The organism is Cupriavidus nantongensis, from assembly GCF_041726985.1.
GTDB classification, from domain to species: domain Bacteria; phylum Pseudomonadota; class Gammaproteobacteria; order Burkholderiales; family Burkholderiaceae; genus Cupriavidus; species Cupriavidus nantongensis_A.
The window spans coordinates 597,496-613,586 of the sequence record NZ_CP168302.1; the positions used below are offsets into that span (position 1 = coordinate 597,496).

Here is a 16,091-nt window from a genome sequence, read left to right on the forward strand (position 1 = left end):
CGTACGACGGTGCGACGGTGCAACGGGTCAGCCGAGCCGGCAGAGCAGCGCAGCGGCCGCGCGCAAATCGGCGGTATCGAACCCTTCGCGAAATCGGTCGTACACCGCGCCCAGGATGCCGTGCGCCTGCGCGATCGATCCGGTTTCCGCGGTCAGCGCGGCCAGGCTCATGGCGCACCTCAGGGAGAGCGACAGCGCACCCTGCTCATCGGCCTGGTCGAGGCCGCTGCGCATCCTTTCCGCTGCCGCGGCGATGTTGCCGGCGTCGCGCAGCCGTTCCCCCTCGATCCTGAGCAGTTCCGGCGAACTCCAGGGAACCAGGCCGCGCCTGGCGCGTGCGAAATCGTCCGCGCAAGCCAGCGTGGCGTCAAAGGTGCAGAGCATGTCGCGCAAAGGATGGGGCCATGCCGCCGGTAGCTCCACCACGCCGCTGTCACCGCGCAAACGGCTGAGCACCATGAAATAGCCGTCGCCGTAACAGCCCCAGAATGTGAGCGAGTATTCCATCGTGCAATGGCGAAGCGCGGCGGTATAGCGTGCAGCGCGATCGAGGTCGCCGGTCCAGAACGCGACCGGGGCGCAACCCACGGCGATGGCGAAGCATAGCGAGAGTGAATGATCGATTGCCTGTGCCCGATCCACCGCGGCTTCGGCATGTTTGAGTGCCTGTTCGGGCATGCCCTTGATCCAGAGGATCCGCGCCAGCGCCGTCAGTGCCGCCACCCCTTGATCGAACTGAAATCCGCTGCGGCGCGCGCTCAGACGGATGGCCACCGGCTTGCCAAGGACGCGCCAGGCGTGGCGCAGCGCCTCCTCGTGATGGCCGGTGAAGTGCATGCTCCATGTCATCATCCGATCGTGAGTGACAGCGTGCGCCGGATCGCCGGTGTGGGCCACGAGCGCCCCGAATTCCTGCGCCCTGCGGACGGTGGAGCCGTAGTCGCCAACGGAATTGCTGATGAGCCACAGTCCCCACAATGCGTGGAGCTGATCCGCAACAGAGCTTGCCTGGCGCGCTACCTCGAGGCTGCGTTCGAATGCCGCGATGGCAGCGGGTCCCGCGCCGCGGATATTCCACAACGCATGCCCATACGCTTCGCGCAAGGCGATTTCCCGTGCCGGTTCGAGCCCGCCCGTGCCTGGCATCCGCTCGAGCAACCGCTCCACCATGTCGAGATACTCGGCCATGTGCGACAGCGCATACCACAGCGGTGCAGAGGCGGCGGCCAGCGCCGCACCCAGCGTGGCATTGCCGCCTTCCGAGAGGCTCCAGTGCAGGGCGAGGCGAATGTCGTCCAGAAGATAAGCGTGGCGTGCCAGCCAGTCGCCCCGCAACTGGCGCGGCCGAGCACGCTCCATCTCGTCGGCCATCACCAGCATGTGCATGGCATGCAGACGGGACACTTCACCGTGCTCGGGGCAGGCTGACAGTTGCGCGAGGCCATACTCGCGTGTCGTCTCCAGCAGCCAGTACTGCACGGATTCTGCGGAAATATCGGACATCACCAGCGACTTGCTGACCAGGTTATGGAGTTGCTCGTCGGTATCGCCCACCAGCCCCTCCTGTGCCACGGCCCGCGCGCCGTCCGCTGTAAAGCGGCCACGGAACACCGCCAGGCTTCTCAGCAGCCGCCGCTCGTCTTCAGGCAACAGCGCGTAGCTCCAGTCCAGTGCCGCGCGTAGCGTCCGGTGGCGCGGCAGCGCCGTGCGCCGGCCCCGCGTCAGCACCGCCAGGCGGTTGCCAAGCTGGGCGTACAAGCCGCGCATGCCGAGCCGCTCCACGCCCGCCGCAGCCAGTTCCAGCGCAAGCGGGATCCCGTCGAGGGCGCGGCATATGCCGACCAGCGCCGGGACGTCTGCCTGGCACAGCGCGAACGAGCCCTGGCTCGCGCGGACACGTTCGACGAACAGCTCCGCGGAGGGATAGCGCAAGGCCTGCTGAACGTCCAGCGTGTCAAGCGACGGCGGCACCGGCAAGGCGCCGAGGCGTTGCACCCATTCCCCCTGGATGCGCAGGGGCTCCCGGCTGGTAGCCAGCAGATGGACCTCGGGTGCGCCGGTCAGCAAGGACTCCGCCAGTTCCGCCGCGGCCTCGATCACATGTTCGCAGTTGTCCAGCACGATCAGCACGCCGCGGGTGCGAAGATAGGCGATCAGGCTGCGCAAGGACACGGCTTCGAGCGCGGGTGCGCCGAGCGCGGCCGTCACGGCATTCGTCACGAGCGCGGGATCGTTCAGCGGGGCCAGGTTGACGAAGACGGCCTGCAGGCCCAAAGACACCGACAACCTGCGCGCGGCCGCCAGCGCCACGGTGGTCTTGCCCATCCCAGCCGGGCCGGTAACGGTGACACAGCGCCGTGAGGACAGTACGCGGGCAAGGTCGGCCACCACGTCGTCGCGACCAATCACGCGCGCCAACTGCGCCGGCAGCGGCAAGGCTACCGGGAGGTCGGGCGTGACACTGGTGGGTCCGGCCACCAGCGCATCGGCGGACTCCCCAGCCAGCGCAGGCTGCGCGATTGTGGCAAGGGTCGCCGGCAAGTCCGCGTTCGCCGTAGAGAGCGCATGCGTGACTTCTGCAACGAAACAGTACCCTTGGGTGGGTACGTTCACGATATAGCGCTCCGACTCGCGCCGATCGCCAAGGACCTTGCGCAGCTCGGTCAGGTGGACCCGGAGCGCGCCCGACTCGATAACCACCTTCGGCCACACGCGAGCGATCAGTTCGGCATTGGAGACCACCTCGCCGGGCCGTTCAGCCAGCGCAACCAACAAATCGAAGGCGCGGCTGCCCAGTCGGACCGGAACACCGCTTTTCAACAGGATCCGCTTGCGAGGCAGCAGACAGAACGGGCCGAAATGGAGGACGGCTTCAGTTGCCATGCTCATGTCTCGCCGCCAGTCCGTGCGCGCTCGCTGCCGGTGTCGGCGCAGGGATCCGGCATGCATGCCGCACACCCACGATGCCCTATCGCAATCAGGAATTGACGTCGTTCCGACATGGCGTCCCTAGCTTGATCGAGGTCCCGAAGCGGCGAATTTAGCATAACGGTTGCAGTATCGTTATCAGCGATCCGCGGCACGGCCAACTGGCGCAATGTGCATGAATCGGAGGCACAGAATGAAGCTGCGAGCGGCCCGGCGCGCTGCATTGTATGAAACAAAGGCAGGGGTTGCGGCGTGGTGCGTCACAAGACTTAGCAACGCATAACTCGCAAGCGGGGTACGGCCCGACCAGACTTCTGGCACCAGCCCGATATGCCCGTAGCGATGAGCCAGACCGTTCCCCAAGACCTGTTCGCGCCGTTGCAACTCGGCGCCCTGCAGCTGCGACACCGGATCGTCCTGAATAGCCCGCAAGCGCTCTGGCATGGCGCGACGGCAAAGGTCGGGAAGACGCCGGCACAATCCCTGGAGGGCGGCCTGGTCGTCTATGCCGTCGCGGATGCCGACTGTGCTGAGGACCTCAACCGGATCACCCATGGCATCGCAAGCGCCGCCGAAGTCAACGGCTGGTTGCGCGCAACGCAGGCGGTCCACGATCGCGGCGGCATGGTGGTGGCGCGAATCGGCGGTGGCCGCGTGCCCTCCGGAATAGCGCTCAATGCCGATCAGGTCGACTCGGCGCTCGATGCGTACCGGTCCGCGGCAGAGAACGCCTATGATGCCGGATTCGATGGCGTCGAGCTTGCCGCGACGGTCGGCACGTTGCCGGATCAGTTGTATCGACAATGGGCCGATGTGCCCGGTGCTGCGCCGGCCGCGCTGACCGAATGTCCGGGGGCCACGGAATTCCTCTGTGATGCATTGCGGACACTGCTGGCCGCCTGGCCGCCGGACCGGGTGGGTGCCTGCATGACACTTCCAAAGACCGATGCCGAGCTGCACCGGCAACAAGCACTGTTCCCGCCCGTGGCCGCCGGAAAGCTGGCCTATCTGCATCTTCACTCGGCAGGATCCGGGCACGCGACGTACTGCAAGCCATTTACCTCGAGTGTCCGCCTGCATTACGGCGGACCGCTCATTGTTACCGGAGTGTGGACGGCGGGGCTGGCCGCCACCGCAATTCGCAGCGGCCGAGTCGACGCAGTAGGGGTTCACGGAGACCGCTTGAAGCGAGCTGACGAATTCGCGGCTGCATGGCGTGCGCAACTGGATGCCAATGCATGACAAGAGTGTCCCGCGTGAATTCGCTCGGCAGCGCGGATCGGCGCTTTTCCCCACGGAACCGTTCCGGTTCCTTGTCCCCTTGCGCGGAAGCCGCGCATTTTATGAGGAGTGAGATGATGCGCAAAGACAGACGAATTTCCATGAAGGTGAGCGTACTTGGCGTGGCCGCTGCCGCTAGCGTGGCGATGGGCGTGGTGGCTACGGCCAATGCGCAGACGAACGAGAAGCGCGATCCCTTCACACAAGGCGCACGGTCGGACAAGTTCGACGCCTATACGCAGGGCAGTCACATCGATACCCGTTCAAGCCTGGTGCCGGTCGACAATGCGGTGGATCCGCACACGCAAGGCGCCAAGCAAGGCGCACGCGATCCCTATACGGATGGCAGCCGGACCGGCGCGCGCGATCCGTTTACCGACGGCGCACGAACCGGCGCACGTGACGCATTTACCGATGGGGCGAGATCGGGCGACGGCGCGTCCCGTTAGCCCATGGGCGGCGGCGCTGCCCGCACGCTTGATCGGTCCGCCATGGCCGGGCTTGATGCTGGCGTCGCCGCATGCGCCGCGATCGATGCTGCGATGACATCGTGCGGGCGCCGGCAGCGACTCCCTCATGCCGACGGGCATCCGCAAAGACATTACAGCCGAACGATTACCGACTTCAACTGCGTATAGTGCGCAAGCGCCTCCATGCCTTGTTCGCGCCCATAGCCGCTCTGCTTGAAGCCACCACACGGCGTCTGCACGAAGCCGCCACTGTACTCGTTCACGACGATCCGGCCGGCGTCAAGGGCAGCGGCGACGCGATGGACGCGGCCGATGTCGCGGCTCCAGATACCGGCAGCCAGCCCATAGTCTGAATCGTTTGCAATGCGGATGGCGTCCGCCTCGTCCTCGAACCTGATGACACAGAGTACGGGTCCAAAGATTTCTTCACGCGCAATCTCCATGTCATTGGTGACGCCCAGGTAGACGGTCGGTTCGATGAACCAGCCATCCCCGGCTTTCGGCGCCTGCGCCATGCGGCCGCCAACGGCCGGTACAAGCCCGAGGCTGTGTGCCAGGTCAAAGCTTTGCTGGACCTTGTCAAACTGGGCGCGGGTGGTCATCGGTCCATAGGACGCTTCGGAGTCGGGCCCAACGCGCACGCCGGAGACTGCAGCCAGCAGCTTGTCCACAAACGTGTCGTGTACCGACGACTGGACGAGCAAGCGTGTGCCGGCCGCGCACCACTGTCCGCCATTCCAGGTGAAAGCCGTCGTGCATCCCTTTGCCGCGGCATCCAGGTCGGCGTCCGCGAAAACAATATTGGCCGATTTTCCGCCCAGCTCGAGCGTCAGTGGCAGGATGCGGTCTGCAGCGATCCTGCCCAGTTCCCGGCCCGCGCGGGTGCTGCCCGTGAATGAAATCTTGCGCACGTCGCGATGCCCGGCCATTGCCGGTCCGAGCGATGGCCCAGTCCCAACCACCACGTTCAGGACGCCAGGCGGCAATCCGGCCGCTTCAGCCAGCTTCGCCAAGGCAATCAGCGAACCGGAAGTGAATTCCGATGGCTTGGCAACGACCGCGTTGCCGGTGGCAAGCGCGGGCGCGATGGCACGGGCAGCCTGATGCAAGGGCGCATTCCAGGGGAGGATAACGCCGATCACGCCGAACGGATCGCGTCGCGTGTAGACATGATAGTCCGGCCCGACATTGATCACTTCGCCGTCCATCGTATTGATGATGCCACCGTAGTACTCGAAATACTGCGCTATCAAGTCCATCAATTGCGGCATCTCGCGGCCGGGCTTGCCGGTCTCCGCGCTCTCGATGCGACCCAGGGTGTCGATGCTGTTGCGCACCGCACGGCCGATCTCGACCAGGATCCGGCCGCGCTCGGCGGGACGCGTGGCGCACCAGCCCGGCAGCGCTGCCGTCGCGGCGGCAACGGCAGCGTTGACATCTGGCTTGCCGCTATCCGCCACCTCGGACAGCGCGATACCAGTGCGCGGGTCGGTCTTCTCGATATACCGGCCAGTCGACGGCGGCACATCGTTTCCGTTGATGTAGTTCAGCACCCTGTTCATACGCTTCCTCGATAAAGACTCGGGCGGTTGGTATTGCGGTCGTATCAGCGCTGTTCCTGGCTGCCTGGGACCGGTTCGATCATGGCGCCGGCCAGCTTCTCGAGCTGATGGACGACACGGGTCATGTCGTCGCCGCCGGCACCGTTGGCCACGGCCGTATCAAAGAATTGCTTGACGACGGCAGACGCGAACATCGGAGCCCCCACCGCCTCGGCTTCTCCGAGTGCCAGCCGCAGGTCTTTGCGCATGAGATCCATGCGGAAACCGAAGTCGAACTTGCGCGACAGCACCTTGTCTCCAAGCAAGGTCTGGACCGCAAAGCCACGCGCCGTGGCACTTTTGGAGAGGACGCCGAGGATTGTGTCCGCAGGGATGCCTGCCTTCACACCGAACAGCACAGCCTCGGCCGCGGTCACCAGCGCCGAGCCGGCAATCATGTTGTTGACCAGCTTGAGGGTCTGACCCAGCCCCGGCTGCGCACCGAGATATGCGATGTCGCCCGCGAATGCCTCCAGAGCCGGCCGAGCCGTGGCGAAGGCACTGGCATCGCCAGAGACCATCACGCTCAGCGTGCCCGACTCAGCGCCCGCCACGCCACCCGCCAGCGGGGCGTCCAGTGCCTGGACTCCATGCTCCGCCAGTGCGGCGGCGAGCCTGCGCGTTACGGTCGGGCCGGTCGTCGAATGGTCGACGAACACTTTCACGGCGCTTGCGCCCGCGATCCCGCCCTCACCGGTGGCTACCCGTTCGACGATATCTGGCGTGGGCAAACACACCATCACCACCTCGGCGTGCTCGCCAACGTCGCGGGCGCTGGCACCGCGCGCGGCGCCGTTGCGCACGAGTTCATCGACCGCCTGGCCATTGCTGTCGAATACAGTCACGGGCAGTCCGTGGTGCACCAGATGCCTCGCCATGTGCCTTCCCATGGCACCCAGGCCGATAAAGCCGAACGTCGTCATGCCGTGTCCCCTTGCCGCTGCAGCGCGGCCCTGTTGTGGTCAATGGCGCGATGCGCCACCTGTGTGCCACGGATACTAGGGGCACTGCCGCCCCGCTTCAATCGACATTTCGTACCGGCTCGATTGAGTTCTCCTCAAGCTGGCCTTGCCCGGCTTCGTGCCTTGCTTCGGTTGCGGAAAACTCAAGCCCACCCGCAAGAAAAGTCGTTTGAGCCGGCCTCCTCTTGCCACCTACGATGCCCAACGTGCTGGACTCTGTTGAGCCGGATACGCGAGTGCGCCAAGCCGCTGGCGGCGCGAGAACCAAAATGGATAATTCAAGGAGACGGCATGGAAACGACCTTGCCAGCAGATGTAGCCGAGCGCCCGCTTCCCCTCACCGGCGCGCAGAAGAAGGCAATTGCGGCAGCGACCCTCGGTACGATCGTGGAGTTCGCCGACTGGGTGATCTACGCCACTTTTGCCTCGTTGTTCTCGCGGCACTTCTTTCCCGCCAACAATGAAATGGCATCGCTGCTATCCGCGTTCGCGGTGTTCGCAGTCGGCTTCATCATGCGGCCGGTCGGTGGTGCCGTGCTGGGGGCGTACGCCGATCGGCATGGACGCAAGAAGGGCCTGACACTTTCCGTGGCGCTGATGTCAGGCAGCACCGTGGTGATAGCGGTTTGCCCGACCTACTCCGCCATTGGCCTGGCCGCGCCCGTCATCCTGGTGCTGGCGCGTCTGGTGCAGGGTTTCGCGGCCGGGGGCGAATTCGGCTCAGCCTCGACCTACCTCGTCGAGACGGCGGCGCCATCGCGCCGGGCCTTCGCGGGTTCTTGGCAGTACTTCGGCATCAATGCCGGCGTCCTGGTGGCAGCCCTGATCGGTTACATGCTGACGCGCTGGCTCGATACCGGGCAAATGGCGGCGTGGGGCTGGCGGCTCGGATTTGCTGTCGCCGGCCTCATGGGCGTGGTTGCCCTTTGGATCCGGGTATCGGTAGCGGAAACCGGGGCCTTCCAGCGAAAGGTTGCCCACCGCGCTGCCGCACATCCCTCGCTCCTGGTCATCACCCGGCACTGGCGCGCGTCGTTACGCGTGATCGGCATCGCCATGGCGGGCAACCTTTCGCTCTACCTCTGGCTGGTGTTGTTCCCGACTCTCGCCCATGTACGAACCGGCCTTAGCCTGCAGGACGCCTTCAGTGCCAGCGTGATATCCATCGTCCTGTCGCTGCTGGCGATCCCGTTGCTTGGCAAGCTGGCCGACAGGATCGGACGCAAGCCTGTTCTGCTGGTATTCGCTGGCGGTTCCGCACTGTTTGCCTGGCCCGGCTTGCACTTCCTCGCCAACGACTTCTGGCTGGCGACCGCGATCGTCAGCGTGGGGATGCTGCTGTCGTGCGGTTTCTCCGCCACGGCGGCGGCGGTCATGGCGGAGCAGTTTCCCGCCGAGGTGCGCGCAACCGGCGTGGCGCTTCCCTATGCCATTTCGGTGACCTTGTTCGGCGGCTCGCTGCCGTACATCATGACATCGATGTCGAATGCGGGCTGGGCAAACTATAGCTGGGCCTATATCGCCGCTGTCTGCGCAGCGGGTTGCCTGGTGTATGCCTTGATGCCCGAGACAAAGGGAAAAGCCCTCGACTAGACCGGGCTGCTGTGGAAAATTGCGGCCCGGGCGGCATCGGGCACGGTCCACCGCGGGGTGCCGGCGGCGCGATCGCAAGCAGCCCCGCCGGTGAGCGCCGCGTAAGCCCGCGCCGCGTAAGCCCGCGCCGCTTCAACCGTGCGCTTCAACCCTGCGCGTCGAACTGCGCCAGAAGCCACTGCCGGAACACCGCCATGCTCGGGCTCTCCTTGCGGTCCGCCGGCGTCAGCAGGTAGTAGGTGAAATCGCCCATGTCCACGGTCTGGCGGAACGGAGCCACCAGCCGGCCAGCATCGAGGTCGGCCGCCACCAGGAAGCGCTGCGCCATCGCAAAACCCTGGCCCTCGACCGCCGCCGCGTAGGCCATGGCCGAGCTCTGGAACGTCATGCCGCTGCGCGCGTCGACCACCTTGTCGGCGCGCGCGGCTTTGAGCCAGTGGCTCCAGTCATCGGGTCGCGCGATCGAATGCAGCAGGGTCTGGTGCTGCAGGTCGGCGGCGCGCTTCACTTTCGGCCCCACGTCCAGCAGCGCCGGGCTGCACACCGGCACCAGGATGTTCGACACCAGCCGGTAGGCGTTGACGCCGTGCCACTTGCCGTCGCCCAGCCGGATGGCGCCATCGATATCTTCCCTGCGGAAGTCGACCGGATCGAGCGAGGCCGTCAGCAGCACCTCGATGCCGGGATTGGCGGCATGGAAGCTCGACAGGCGCGGGATCAGCCAGCGCATGGCAAAGGTGGTATAGGCGCGCACCTTGAGCTGCCTGCGCCTGGCGCGCTTGCTCAGGCGGCGCGTGGCTTCGCGCAGCTCGTCCATCGCGCGGGTCACGGCGCGGTAGTAGTCCTCGCCGGTGCGGGTCAGCGAGATCTGGCGGTGGCCGCGATGCAGCAACTGCACGCCCAGGCCCTGTTCCAGCGCGCGGATCTGCCGGCTGACGGCGCCAGGCGTGACATGCAGCTCTTCGGCGGCGACGGTGATGCTGAGATGCCGCGCCGCCGCCTCGAAGGCACGCAACGCGTTCAATGGGGGCAGTTTTTCCATGCCAGCGAGTCTGCCATACGGTTGAGGTTTTCTCAATCGAGGCAGACGCCGATTCATTGACAACTAGTGGTTGCTATTAAAACGCGATTGTGGTGGCTAGTGTTGCGGTGCCCGCCAGCCTAAATTTGTCTCCGTGGCCCCCGCCATCCGACATCGCAGTCCAACATCACGCAACCGCAAAGGAGATTCACCATGTCCGCCAGCCAAACCCAAGTCATCCCCACCAACCCCGCCGGCACCGACGCGAAGGTCTGGTTCATCACCGGCGCCTCGCGCGGCTTCGGCCTCGAGCTGACCCGCGCCGCACTGGCCCGCGGCGACCGGGTCGTTGCCACGGCGCGCAATCCGCAGGCCGTGATCGGCGCCGTGGGCGGGCATGAACACCTGCTCGCCGTGGCGCTGGACGTGACCAGCGAAGCCCAGGCAGTCGCCGCCGCCGAGGCCGCGGTGGCGCGCTTCGGCCGCATCGACGTGCTGGTCAACAACGCCGGCTACGGCCTGCTGGGCGCGGTGGAAGAGGCCTCGGCCAGCGAGGTCGAGCAGCAGTTCGCCACCAATGTGTTCGGCGTGCTGGCGGTGACGCGCGCGGTGCTGCCGCAGATGCGCCGCCAGCGCAGCGGCCATATCGTCAATATCTCGTCCATCGGCGGTTATGCGGCGTATCCGGGCTGGGGCGTCTATGGCGCCACCAAGTTCGCGGTCGAGGGCCTGACCGAGGCGCTGTCGGCCGAGCTGGCCCCGCTGGGCATCCACGCCACGGTGGTCGAACCGGGCTTCTTCCGCACCGATTTCCTCGATGCCAGTTCGCTGGTGCGCGTCGGCACGGAGATCGGCGAATACGCGGAGACGGTCGGCGCGATGCGCGCGCACATGGCCTCGGCCAACCACCAGCAGCCGGGCGACCCCGCCCTGCTGGCCGCGGCGCTGCTCGCGCTGGCCGACAGCAGCACGCCGCCGGTGCGGCTGCCGCTGGGTTCCGACACGGTCGCCCGCATCGCCGACAAGCACCGCAAGGTGGAAGCCGAGCTGGCCGCGTGGCATACGCTGGCGGTGTCGACCGACCACGCCGACGCACGCGGCTGAGCCTGCTCCGCGCAGCGCACGGTTTGCTGCACTGCAGCCAAGCCGGCGCGTCTCCGGAAGAGGCCGGCGGAGAGCCGGCCTCTTCACTTGAGGTCGCTCTTGCGTCGGGCATTGCACGGTGTCGGCACGCATATATGTCGCTTCCGCCGAATTTCGCCAATAATGCCCTGAGAGTCATTGCCGGACGAACCGAGAGCCACCATGCACGAGAGTCCCGATGCCATCCGCACTGTCGCCCTGCTCGGGCACGCAGGAAGCGGCAAGACCTCGCTCGCCGAGGCGCTGCTGCACAAGGGCGGTGCGGTGCACACGCCTGGCAGCGTCGAGCGCGGATCCACCGTGTGCGACAACGATCCGCTCGAGCGCAAGTACAAGCGCTCGCTCAGCGCCGCCGTCGCCCACCTGGAATACCGCGACACCCGCATCTACCTGATCGACACCCCCGGCTACCCGGACTTCTCCGGGCACGCCATCAGCGCGCTGGCCGCGGTGGAAACCGCGGCCATCGTCATCAATGCGCAGACCGGCATCGAGATGACCACGCGCCGCGCCATGGCGTGGGCGCAGGCGCGCCAGCTGTGCCGGATGATCATCATCAACGGCATCGACGGCGAGAAGGTCGACCTGCCCGCGCTTTTGGCGGAGATCCAGGAGGCCTTCGGCAAGGAATGCCTGCCCATCAACCTGCCGGCCGACCACGGCGGCAAGGTGGTCGACTGCTTCTTCAATCCGGCCGGCGAGTCGGATTTTTTATCGGTCGCGTCCGCGCACGACGCGCTGATCGACCAGGTGATCGAGATCGACCCCGAGCTGATGGAGCTGTACCTGGAGCAAGGCGAGGCCATCACCCCGGAGCAACTGCACGCGCCGTTCGAGCGCGCGCTGCGCGAAGGCCACCTGGTGCCGATCTGCTTTACCTCGGCCGTCACCGGCGCCGGCATCGAGGCGTTGCTGGACGTGTTCGTGCGGCTGCTGCCCAATCCCACCGAAGGCAACCCGCCATTGTTCTACCGCTCCACCGGCGCGGATGCCGAGGGCACCGAACAGCGCCAGGCGGTGCGCGCCGAACCGGTGCCGGACAAGCATGTGCTGGCGCATGTGTTCAAGGTGGTGATCGACCCCTATGTCGGCAAGCTGGCGATCTTCCGCATCCACCAGGGCACGGTCACGCGCGACAGCCAGCTCTATATCGGCGAAGGACGCCAGCCGTTCAAGGTGGCGCACCTGCTGCGGCTGCAGGGCAAGGAGACCCAGGAGGTGCCGCGTGCCGGCCCGGGCGATATCTGCGCCGTGGCCAAGGTCGATGAACTGGGCTTCGATGCGGTGCTGCACGACGCCACCGAGGACGGCAACATCCACCTGACCCCGCTGGAGTTCCCCACCCCCATCTATGGCCTGGCGATCGAGCCGGCGCGGCGCGGCAACGAGCAGCGCCTGGCCGAGGTCCTGCACAAGCTCAGCGCGGAAGACCCGTGCCTGCGCGTCGAGCATCCGGCTGGCACCAACGAGACCGTGGTGTTCGGCCTGGGCGAGTTCCACCTGCGCTGCGCGCTGGAGCGGCTGACCGAACAGTACAAGCTGGAAGTGGCCACGCGCCCGCCCAAGATTGCCTATCGCGAAACCATCGGCGCCAGGGCCGAAGGCCATCACCGGCACAAGAAGCAGACCGGCGGCGCCGGCCAGTTCGGTGAGGTGATGCTGCGCATAGAACCGCTGGCGCGCGGCGCGGGCTTCGATTTCGTCGATGCGGTCAAGGGCGGCGCGATTCCCGGGCAGTTTATTCCGGCGGTCGAGAAAGGCATCCGCCAGGCGCTGGACAGCGGCCCGCTGGCGGGGTTTCCGATGCAGGACGTGCGCGTGACCGTGTACGACGGCAAGAGCCACCCGGTCGATTCCAAGGAAGTCGCGTTTGCCACCGCGGGGCGCAAGGCCTTTATCGACGCGGTGCTCAAGGCCAGGCCGAGCGTGCTCGAGCCGATCGTCGATATCGAGGTCACGGCGCCAGGCAGCGCCATGGGCGATATCATCGGCGACCTGTCGACCAAGCGCGGCCAGGTCCATGGCACCCGCACCGCGGCCGGCAACACGGTGATCGTCGCCGGGCAGGTGCCGCTGTCGGAGCTCAACGACTACCAGTCACGGCTGAACAGCATCACCGGCGGGCACGGCAGCTACACCATCCAGTTCAGCCACTACGACAACGTGCCGCCCGCGCAGCAGGAGAAGATGGCGGCGCGGCACAAGGCGCAGCCGGATACGGATTGAGCAAAGGACCAAGGACATTGCGCACGCGATTGTGTACTCCCTCTCCCGCTTGCGGGAGAGGGGATCAAACCGGCAGGGAGCGGCGGTCGGAGCAAGTTCAATACGTCTCCAGGTGCAACCGCCCCTCCCGCTTCAGCCGCTCAGCCACCGTCTCCCAATTCAACCCCGCCTGCTGCGCGACATCGCGCAGCGCCAGCACCACCCCCTCTTCCATGCTCTTCAGCCCGCAGACATAGAAGTACGTGTCCGCTGAAGCCAGCAGCGCTGCCAGGTCCGCCGCGCGTTCGCGCATCAGGTCCTGCACATAGCGCCTGGGCTGGCCGGGCGTGCGCGAGAACGCCAGGTTAATGTCGATGAAGTCCCTGGGCAGGTTCTGCAGCGGCCCGAAGTACGGCAGATCCTCTTGCGTGCGCGCGCCGAAGAACAGCATCAGCTTGCCGCCGTCGAACTTGCCGGCCTTGCGCAGCCGCCGGCGCCATTCCGTCATGGCGCGCATCGGTGCGCTGCCGGTGCCCGTGCAGATCATCACGATGTTCGAGCGGGGATGGTTCGGCATCAGGAAGCTGGCGCCGAACGGCCCGATCACCTCCACCTTGTCGCCCACCTTCAGGTCGCACATGAAATTGGAGCCGACACCGCGCACGGGATTGCCGTCGTGATCCTGCAGCACGCGCTTGATGGTCAGCGACAGGTTGTTGTAGCCGGGGCGCTCGCCATTGCGCGGGCTGGCGATGGAGTACTGCCGGGCGTGATGCGGGCGGCCGCTGGCATCGGTGCCCGGCGGCACGATGCCGATCGACTGGCCTTCCAGCACCGGGAACGGCATGGTGCCGAAGTCCAGCACGATGTGGTGGGTGTCGTAGTCGCGGCCGACTTCGGTCACGCGCACGTTGCCCGTCACCGTGGCGGTAATGGTCTTGTGGGCAGACTTCGCGCCATAGAGGTTGGTATAGGCATGCGCGGCGGACCACGGCGGCACGGTGGCGCCATAGCGGGCACTGTTGAAGGCTTCCTCGGCGGTGCCGGCCAGCGGCGATGCCGCGGGCAGCGCCGGCGCTGCCGGCTGCATGTCGGCACCGGGCGCCATGTCGGCAAGCTGCTCAGGCGACAGTTCGTCCGGCAGCGCGTCCCAGGTCAGCTGCTCGTCGACGCTATAGGCGCGCAGCTTGGGTACATCGCGCCAGTTGTCGATCGATCCGGTCGGACACGGGGCAATGCAGGCCAAGCACAGGTTGCACTTGCCGGCATCGACCACGTAGTTGCGCGAGTCGTGCGTGATCGCGCCCACCGGGCAGGTGGCTTCACAGGTGTTGCAGCGGATGCAGATCTCGGGATCGATCAGGTGCTGCTTGATCACTTGAATTTCTGCCATGTCCATGGCGGTCTCCAGAATCAGAGGGCTTCCAGGCATGCAGCCATGTCGCTCAGTTAAACCGCACGTACTCGAAATCCACCGGCTGCCGGTTGATACCCATCACCGGCGGCGCGATCCAGTTGGCGAACTTGCCGGGCTCGACCACGCGGCCCATCAGGCTGGCGACGAAGGCGCGGTCGCCGTCGGTGGGCAGCCACTGGTCGCGGAAGTCGCGCCATTCGGCGTCGGAGATCACGCGGCCGTCGGGCGATACCTTGACCCCGGCGAGCGCGCCGATATTGCGGTGGAACGCCTTGTGCGGCACCTTCAGGCGGAACGGGATGCCGGCCTTGTCGATGACCTTGTTCCAGCGCTCGATGCCGGCCATGCTGTCCTTGATGTAGTCGTCGCGCAGCACTTCGTTGAGCGCGTTCAGCATCGGCACCTCCTTCTCGGTCAGCTGGCCGTTCTGCGCCTGCAGCACGCGGTAGGTCTGGCCTTTCAGCACATGGTCGTCCATGCGCTTGCCTTCCTCGTAGCGGCCCTTCAGGCCGGTGCTGTAGAAGGTGGCGGCGTTGCTAGACTCGTCGGCGCCGAACAGGTCGATGGTCACGCTGTAGTGGAAATTCAGGTAGCGCTGCAGCGTCGGCAGGTCGATCACGCCGGCGGCGCGCAGTTTGGCCGGGTCGTCGGTCTTCAGATCGTTCATCACCTGGCAGGTGCGCTGAATCACGCGCGACACGCCGCTCTCGCCAACGAACATATGGTGCGCTTCCTCGGTCAGCATGAATTTGGTGGTGCGTGCCAGCGGGTCGAACGCGCTCTCGGCCAGCGCGCACAGCTGGAACTTGCCGTCGCGGTCGGTGAAGTAGGTGAACATGAAGAACGACAGCCAGTCGGGCGTCTGTTCGTTGAACGCCTGCAGGATGCGCGGGTTGTCCTGTTGGCCGCAGCGTCGCTCGAGCAGCGCCTCGCCCTCTTCGCGGCCGTCGCGGCCGAAGTACTTGTGCAGCAGGTAGACCATGGCCCACAGGTGGCGGCCCTCCTCCACATTCACCTGGAACAGGTTGCGCAGGTCGTACATGCTGGGCGCGGTCAGCCCCAGGTGGCGCTGCTGCTCGACCGACGCCGGCTCGGTATCGCCCTGCGTCACGATGATGCGGCGCAGGTTGGCGCGGTACTCGCCCGGTACGTCCTGCCACGCGTCCTCGCCCTTGTGGTCGCCGAAGTGGATCTTGCGGTTGGCCTCGGCCGGGTTCAGGAAGATGCCCCAGCGGTAGTCCGGCATCTTGACGTGGCCGAAGTGGGCCCAGCCCTGCGGATCGACGCTGATCGCAGTGCGCAGGTAGATGTCATGCTGGTGCGAGCCTTCCGGGCCCATGTCGTTCCACCAGTTCAGGTAGTTGGGCTGCCATTGCTCGAGCGCGCGCTGCAGGGTGCGGTCTTCGCTGAGGTTGACGTTGTTGGGGATCTTGTCGCTGTAGTCGATGCCGGACATGGTGGTCTCCGTTA

General features: G+C 66.1%; 11 protein-coding genes. 5 read left to right on the forward strand and 6 right to left on the reverse strand.

Going from position 1 to position 16,091, the window contains the following annotated elements:
• Positions 1–27 precede the first annotated feature (27 nt).
• The gene (locus ACEI37_RS02465; protein ID WP_373377166.1) at positions 28–2,883 is read right to left on the reverse strand and encodes a winged helix-turn-helix domain-containing protein; all 2,856 of its coding nucleotides are present in this window, start codon (positions 2,881–2,883) and stop codon (positions 28–30) included.
• A gap of 387 nt (positions 2,884–3,270) precedes the next feature.
• Between ACEI37_RS02465 and ACEI37_RS02470 the strand changes: the two genes are divergently transcribed.
• Both ACEI37_RS02470 and ACEI37_RS02475 read left to right on the forward strand, forming a co-directional pair.
• Positions 3,271–4,170 carry a hypothetical protein gene (locus tag ACEI37_RS02470; RefSeq protein ID WP_373377167.1) on the forward strand — a complete coding sequence of 300 codons (900 nt, stop codon included), beginning with the start codon at positions 3,271–3,273 and terminating at the stop codon, positions 4,168–4,170.
• Between the two features lie 113 nt (positions 4,171–4,283).
• Positions 4,284–4,658, forward strand: a complete 375-nt coding sequence (locus ACEI37_RS02475; RefSeq protein ID WP_373377168.1) for a hypothetical protein — start codon at positions 4,284–4,286, stop codon at positions 4,656–4,658.
• A gap of 152 nt (positions 4,659–4,810) precedes the next feature.
• On the opposite strand, the gene ACEI37_RS02480 is transcribed toward ACEI37_RS02475, so the two are convergent.
• Together ACEI37_RS02480 and ACEI37_RS02485 are read right to left on the reverse strand one after the other, a co-directional pair.
• Positions 4,811–6,241, reverse strand: coding sequence for an aldehyde dehydrogenase (locus ACEI37_RS02480; RefSeq protein WP_373377169.1), 1,431 nt, complete (start codon positions 6,239–6,241; stop codon positions 4,811–4,813).
• 44 nt (positions 6,242–6,285) lie between these two features.
• Positions 6,286–7,203 (reverse strand): NAD(P)-dependent oxidoreductase, encoded by a 918-nt coding sequence (locus ACEI37_RS02485; RefSeq protein WP_373377170.1) that lies wholly within the window; start codon positions 7,201–7,203, stop codon positions 6,286–6,288.
• 330 nt (positions 7,204–7,533) lie between these two features.
• Here ACEI37_RS02485 and ACEI37_RS02490 point away from each other — a divergent pair, with 330 nt between their 5' ends.
• The gene (locus ACEI37_RS02490; RefSeq protein ID WP_373377171.1) at positions 7,534–8,835 is read left to right on the forward strand and encodes an MFS transporter; all 1,302 of its coding nucleotides are present in this window, start codon (positions 7,534–7,536) and stop codon (positions 8,833–8,835) included.
• Positions 8,836–8,980: 145 nt separating this feature from the next.
• Here the strand turns inward: ACEI37_RS02490 and gcvA are convergent, their stop codons facing one another.
• Positions 8,981–9,877 (reverse strand): transcriptional regulator GcvA, encoded by an 897-nt coding sequence (gene gcvA / locus ACEI37_RS02495; protein WP_373377172.1) that lies wholly within the window; start codon positions 9,875–9,877, stop codon positions 8,981–8,983.
• 192 nt (positions 9,878–10,069) lie between these two features.
• Between gcvA and ACEI37_RS02500 the strand changes: the two genes are divergently transcribed.
• Together ACEI37_RS02500 and fusA are read left to right on the forward strand one after the other, a co-directional pair.
• A complete protein-coding gene (locus ACEI37_RS02500; protein ID WP_373377173.1) occupies positions 10,070–10,960 on the forward strand; it encodes an oxidoreductase in 891 nt (296 codons plus the stop codon).
• A 201-nt stretch (positions 10,961–11,161) separates the two neighbouring features.
• Positions 11,162–13,225 (forward strand): elongation factor G, encoded by a 2,064-nt coding sequence (gene fusA / locus ACEI37_RS02505; RefSeq protein WP_373377174.1) that lies wholly within the window; start codon positions 11,162–11,164, stop codon positions 13,223–13,225.
• A gap of 97 nt (positions 13,226–13,322) precedes the next feature.
• Here fusA and boxA read toward each other — a convergent pair whose 3' ends face one another.
• Both boxA and boxB read right to left on the reverse strand, forming a co-directional pair.
• Complete coding sequence (gene boxA / locus ACEI37_RS02510) at positions 13,323–14,603, reverse strand: benzoyl-CoA 2,3-epoxidase subunit BoxA (protein WP_373377175.1); 1,281 nt, start codon at positions 14,601–14,603, stop codon at positions 13,323–13,325.
• 46 nt (positions 14,604–14,649) lie between these two features.
• Positions 14,650–16,077: a benzoyl-CoA 2,3-epoxidase subunit BoxB gene (gene boxB, locus ACEI37_RS02515; RefSeq protein ID WP_373377176.1), complete on the reverse strand. Its 1,428-nt coding sequence runs from the start codon at positions 16,075–16,077 to the stop codon at positions 14,650–14,652.
• Positions 16,078–16,091 lie beyond the last annotated feature (14 nt).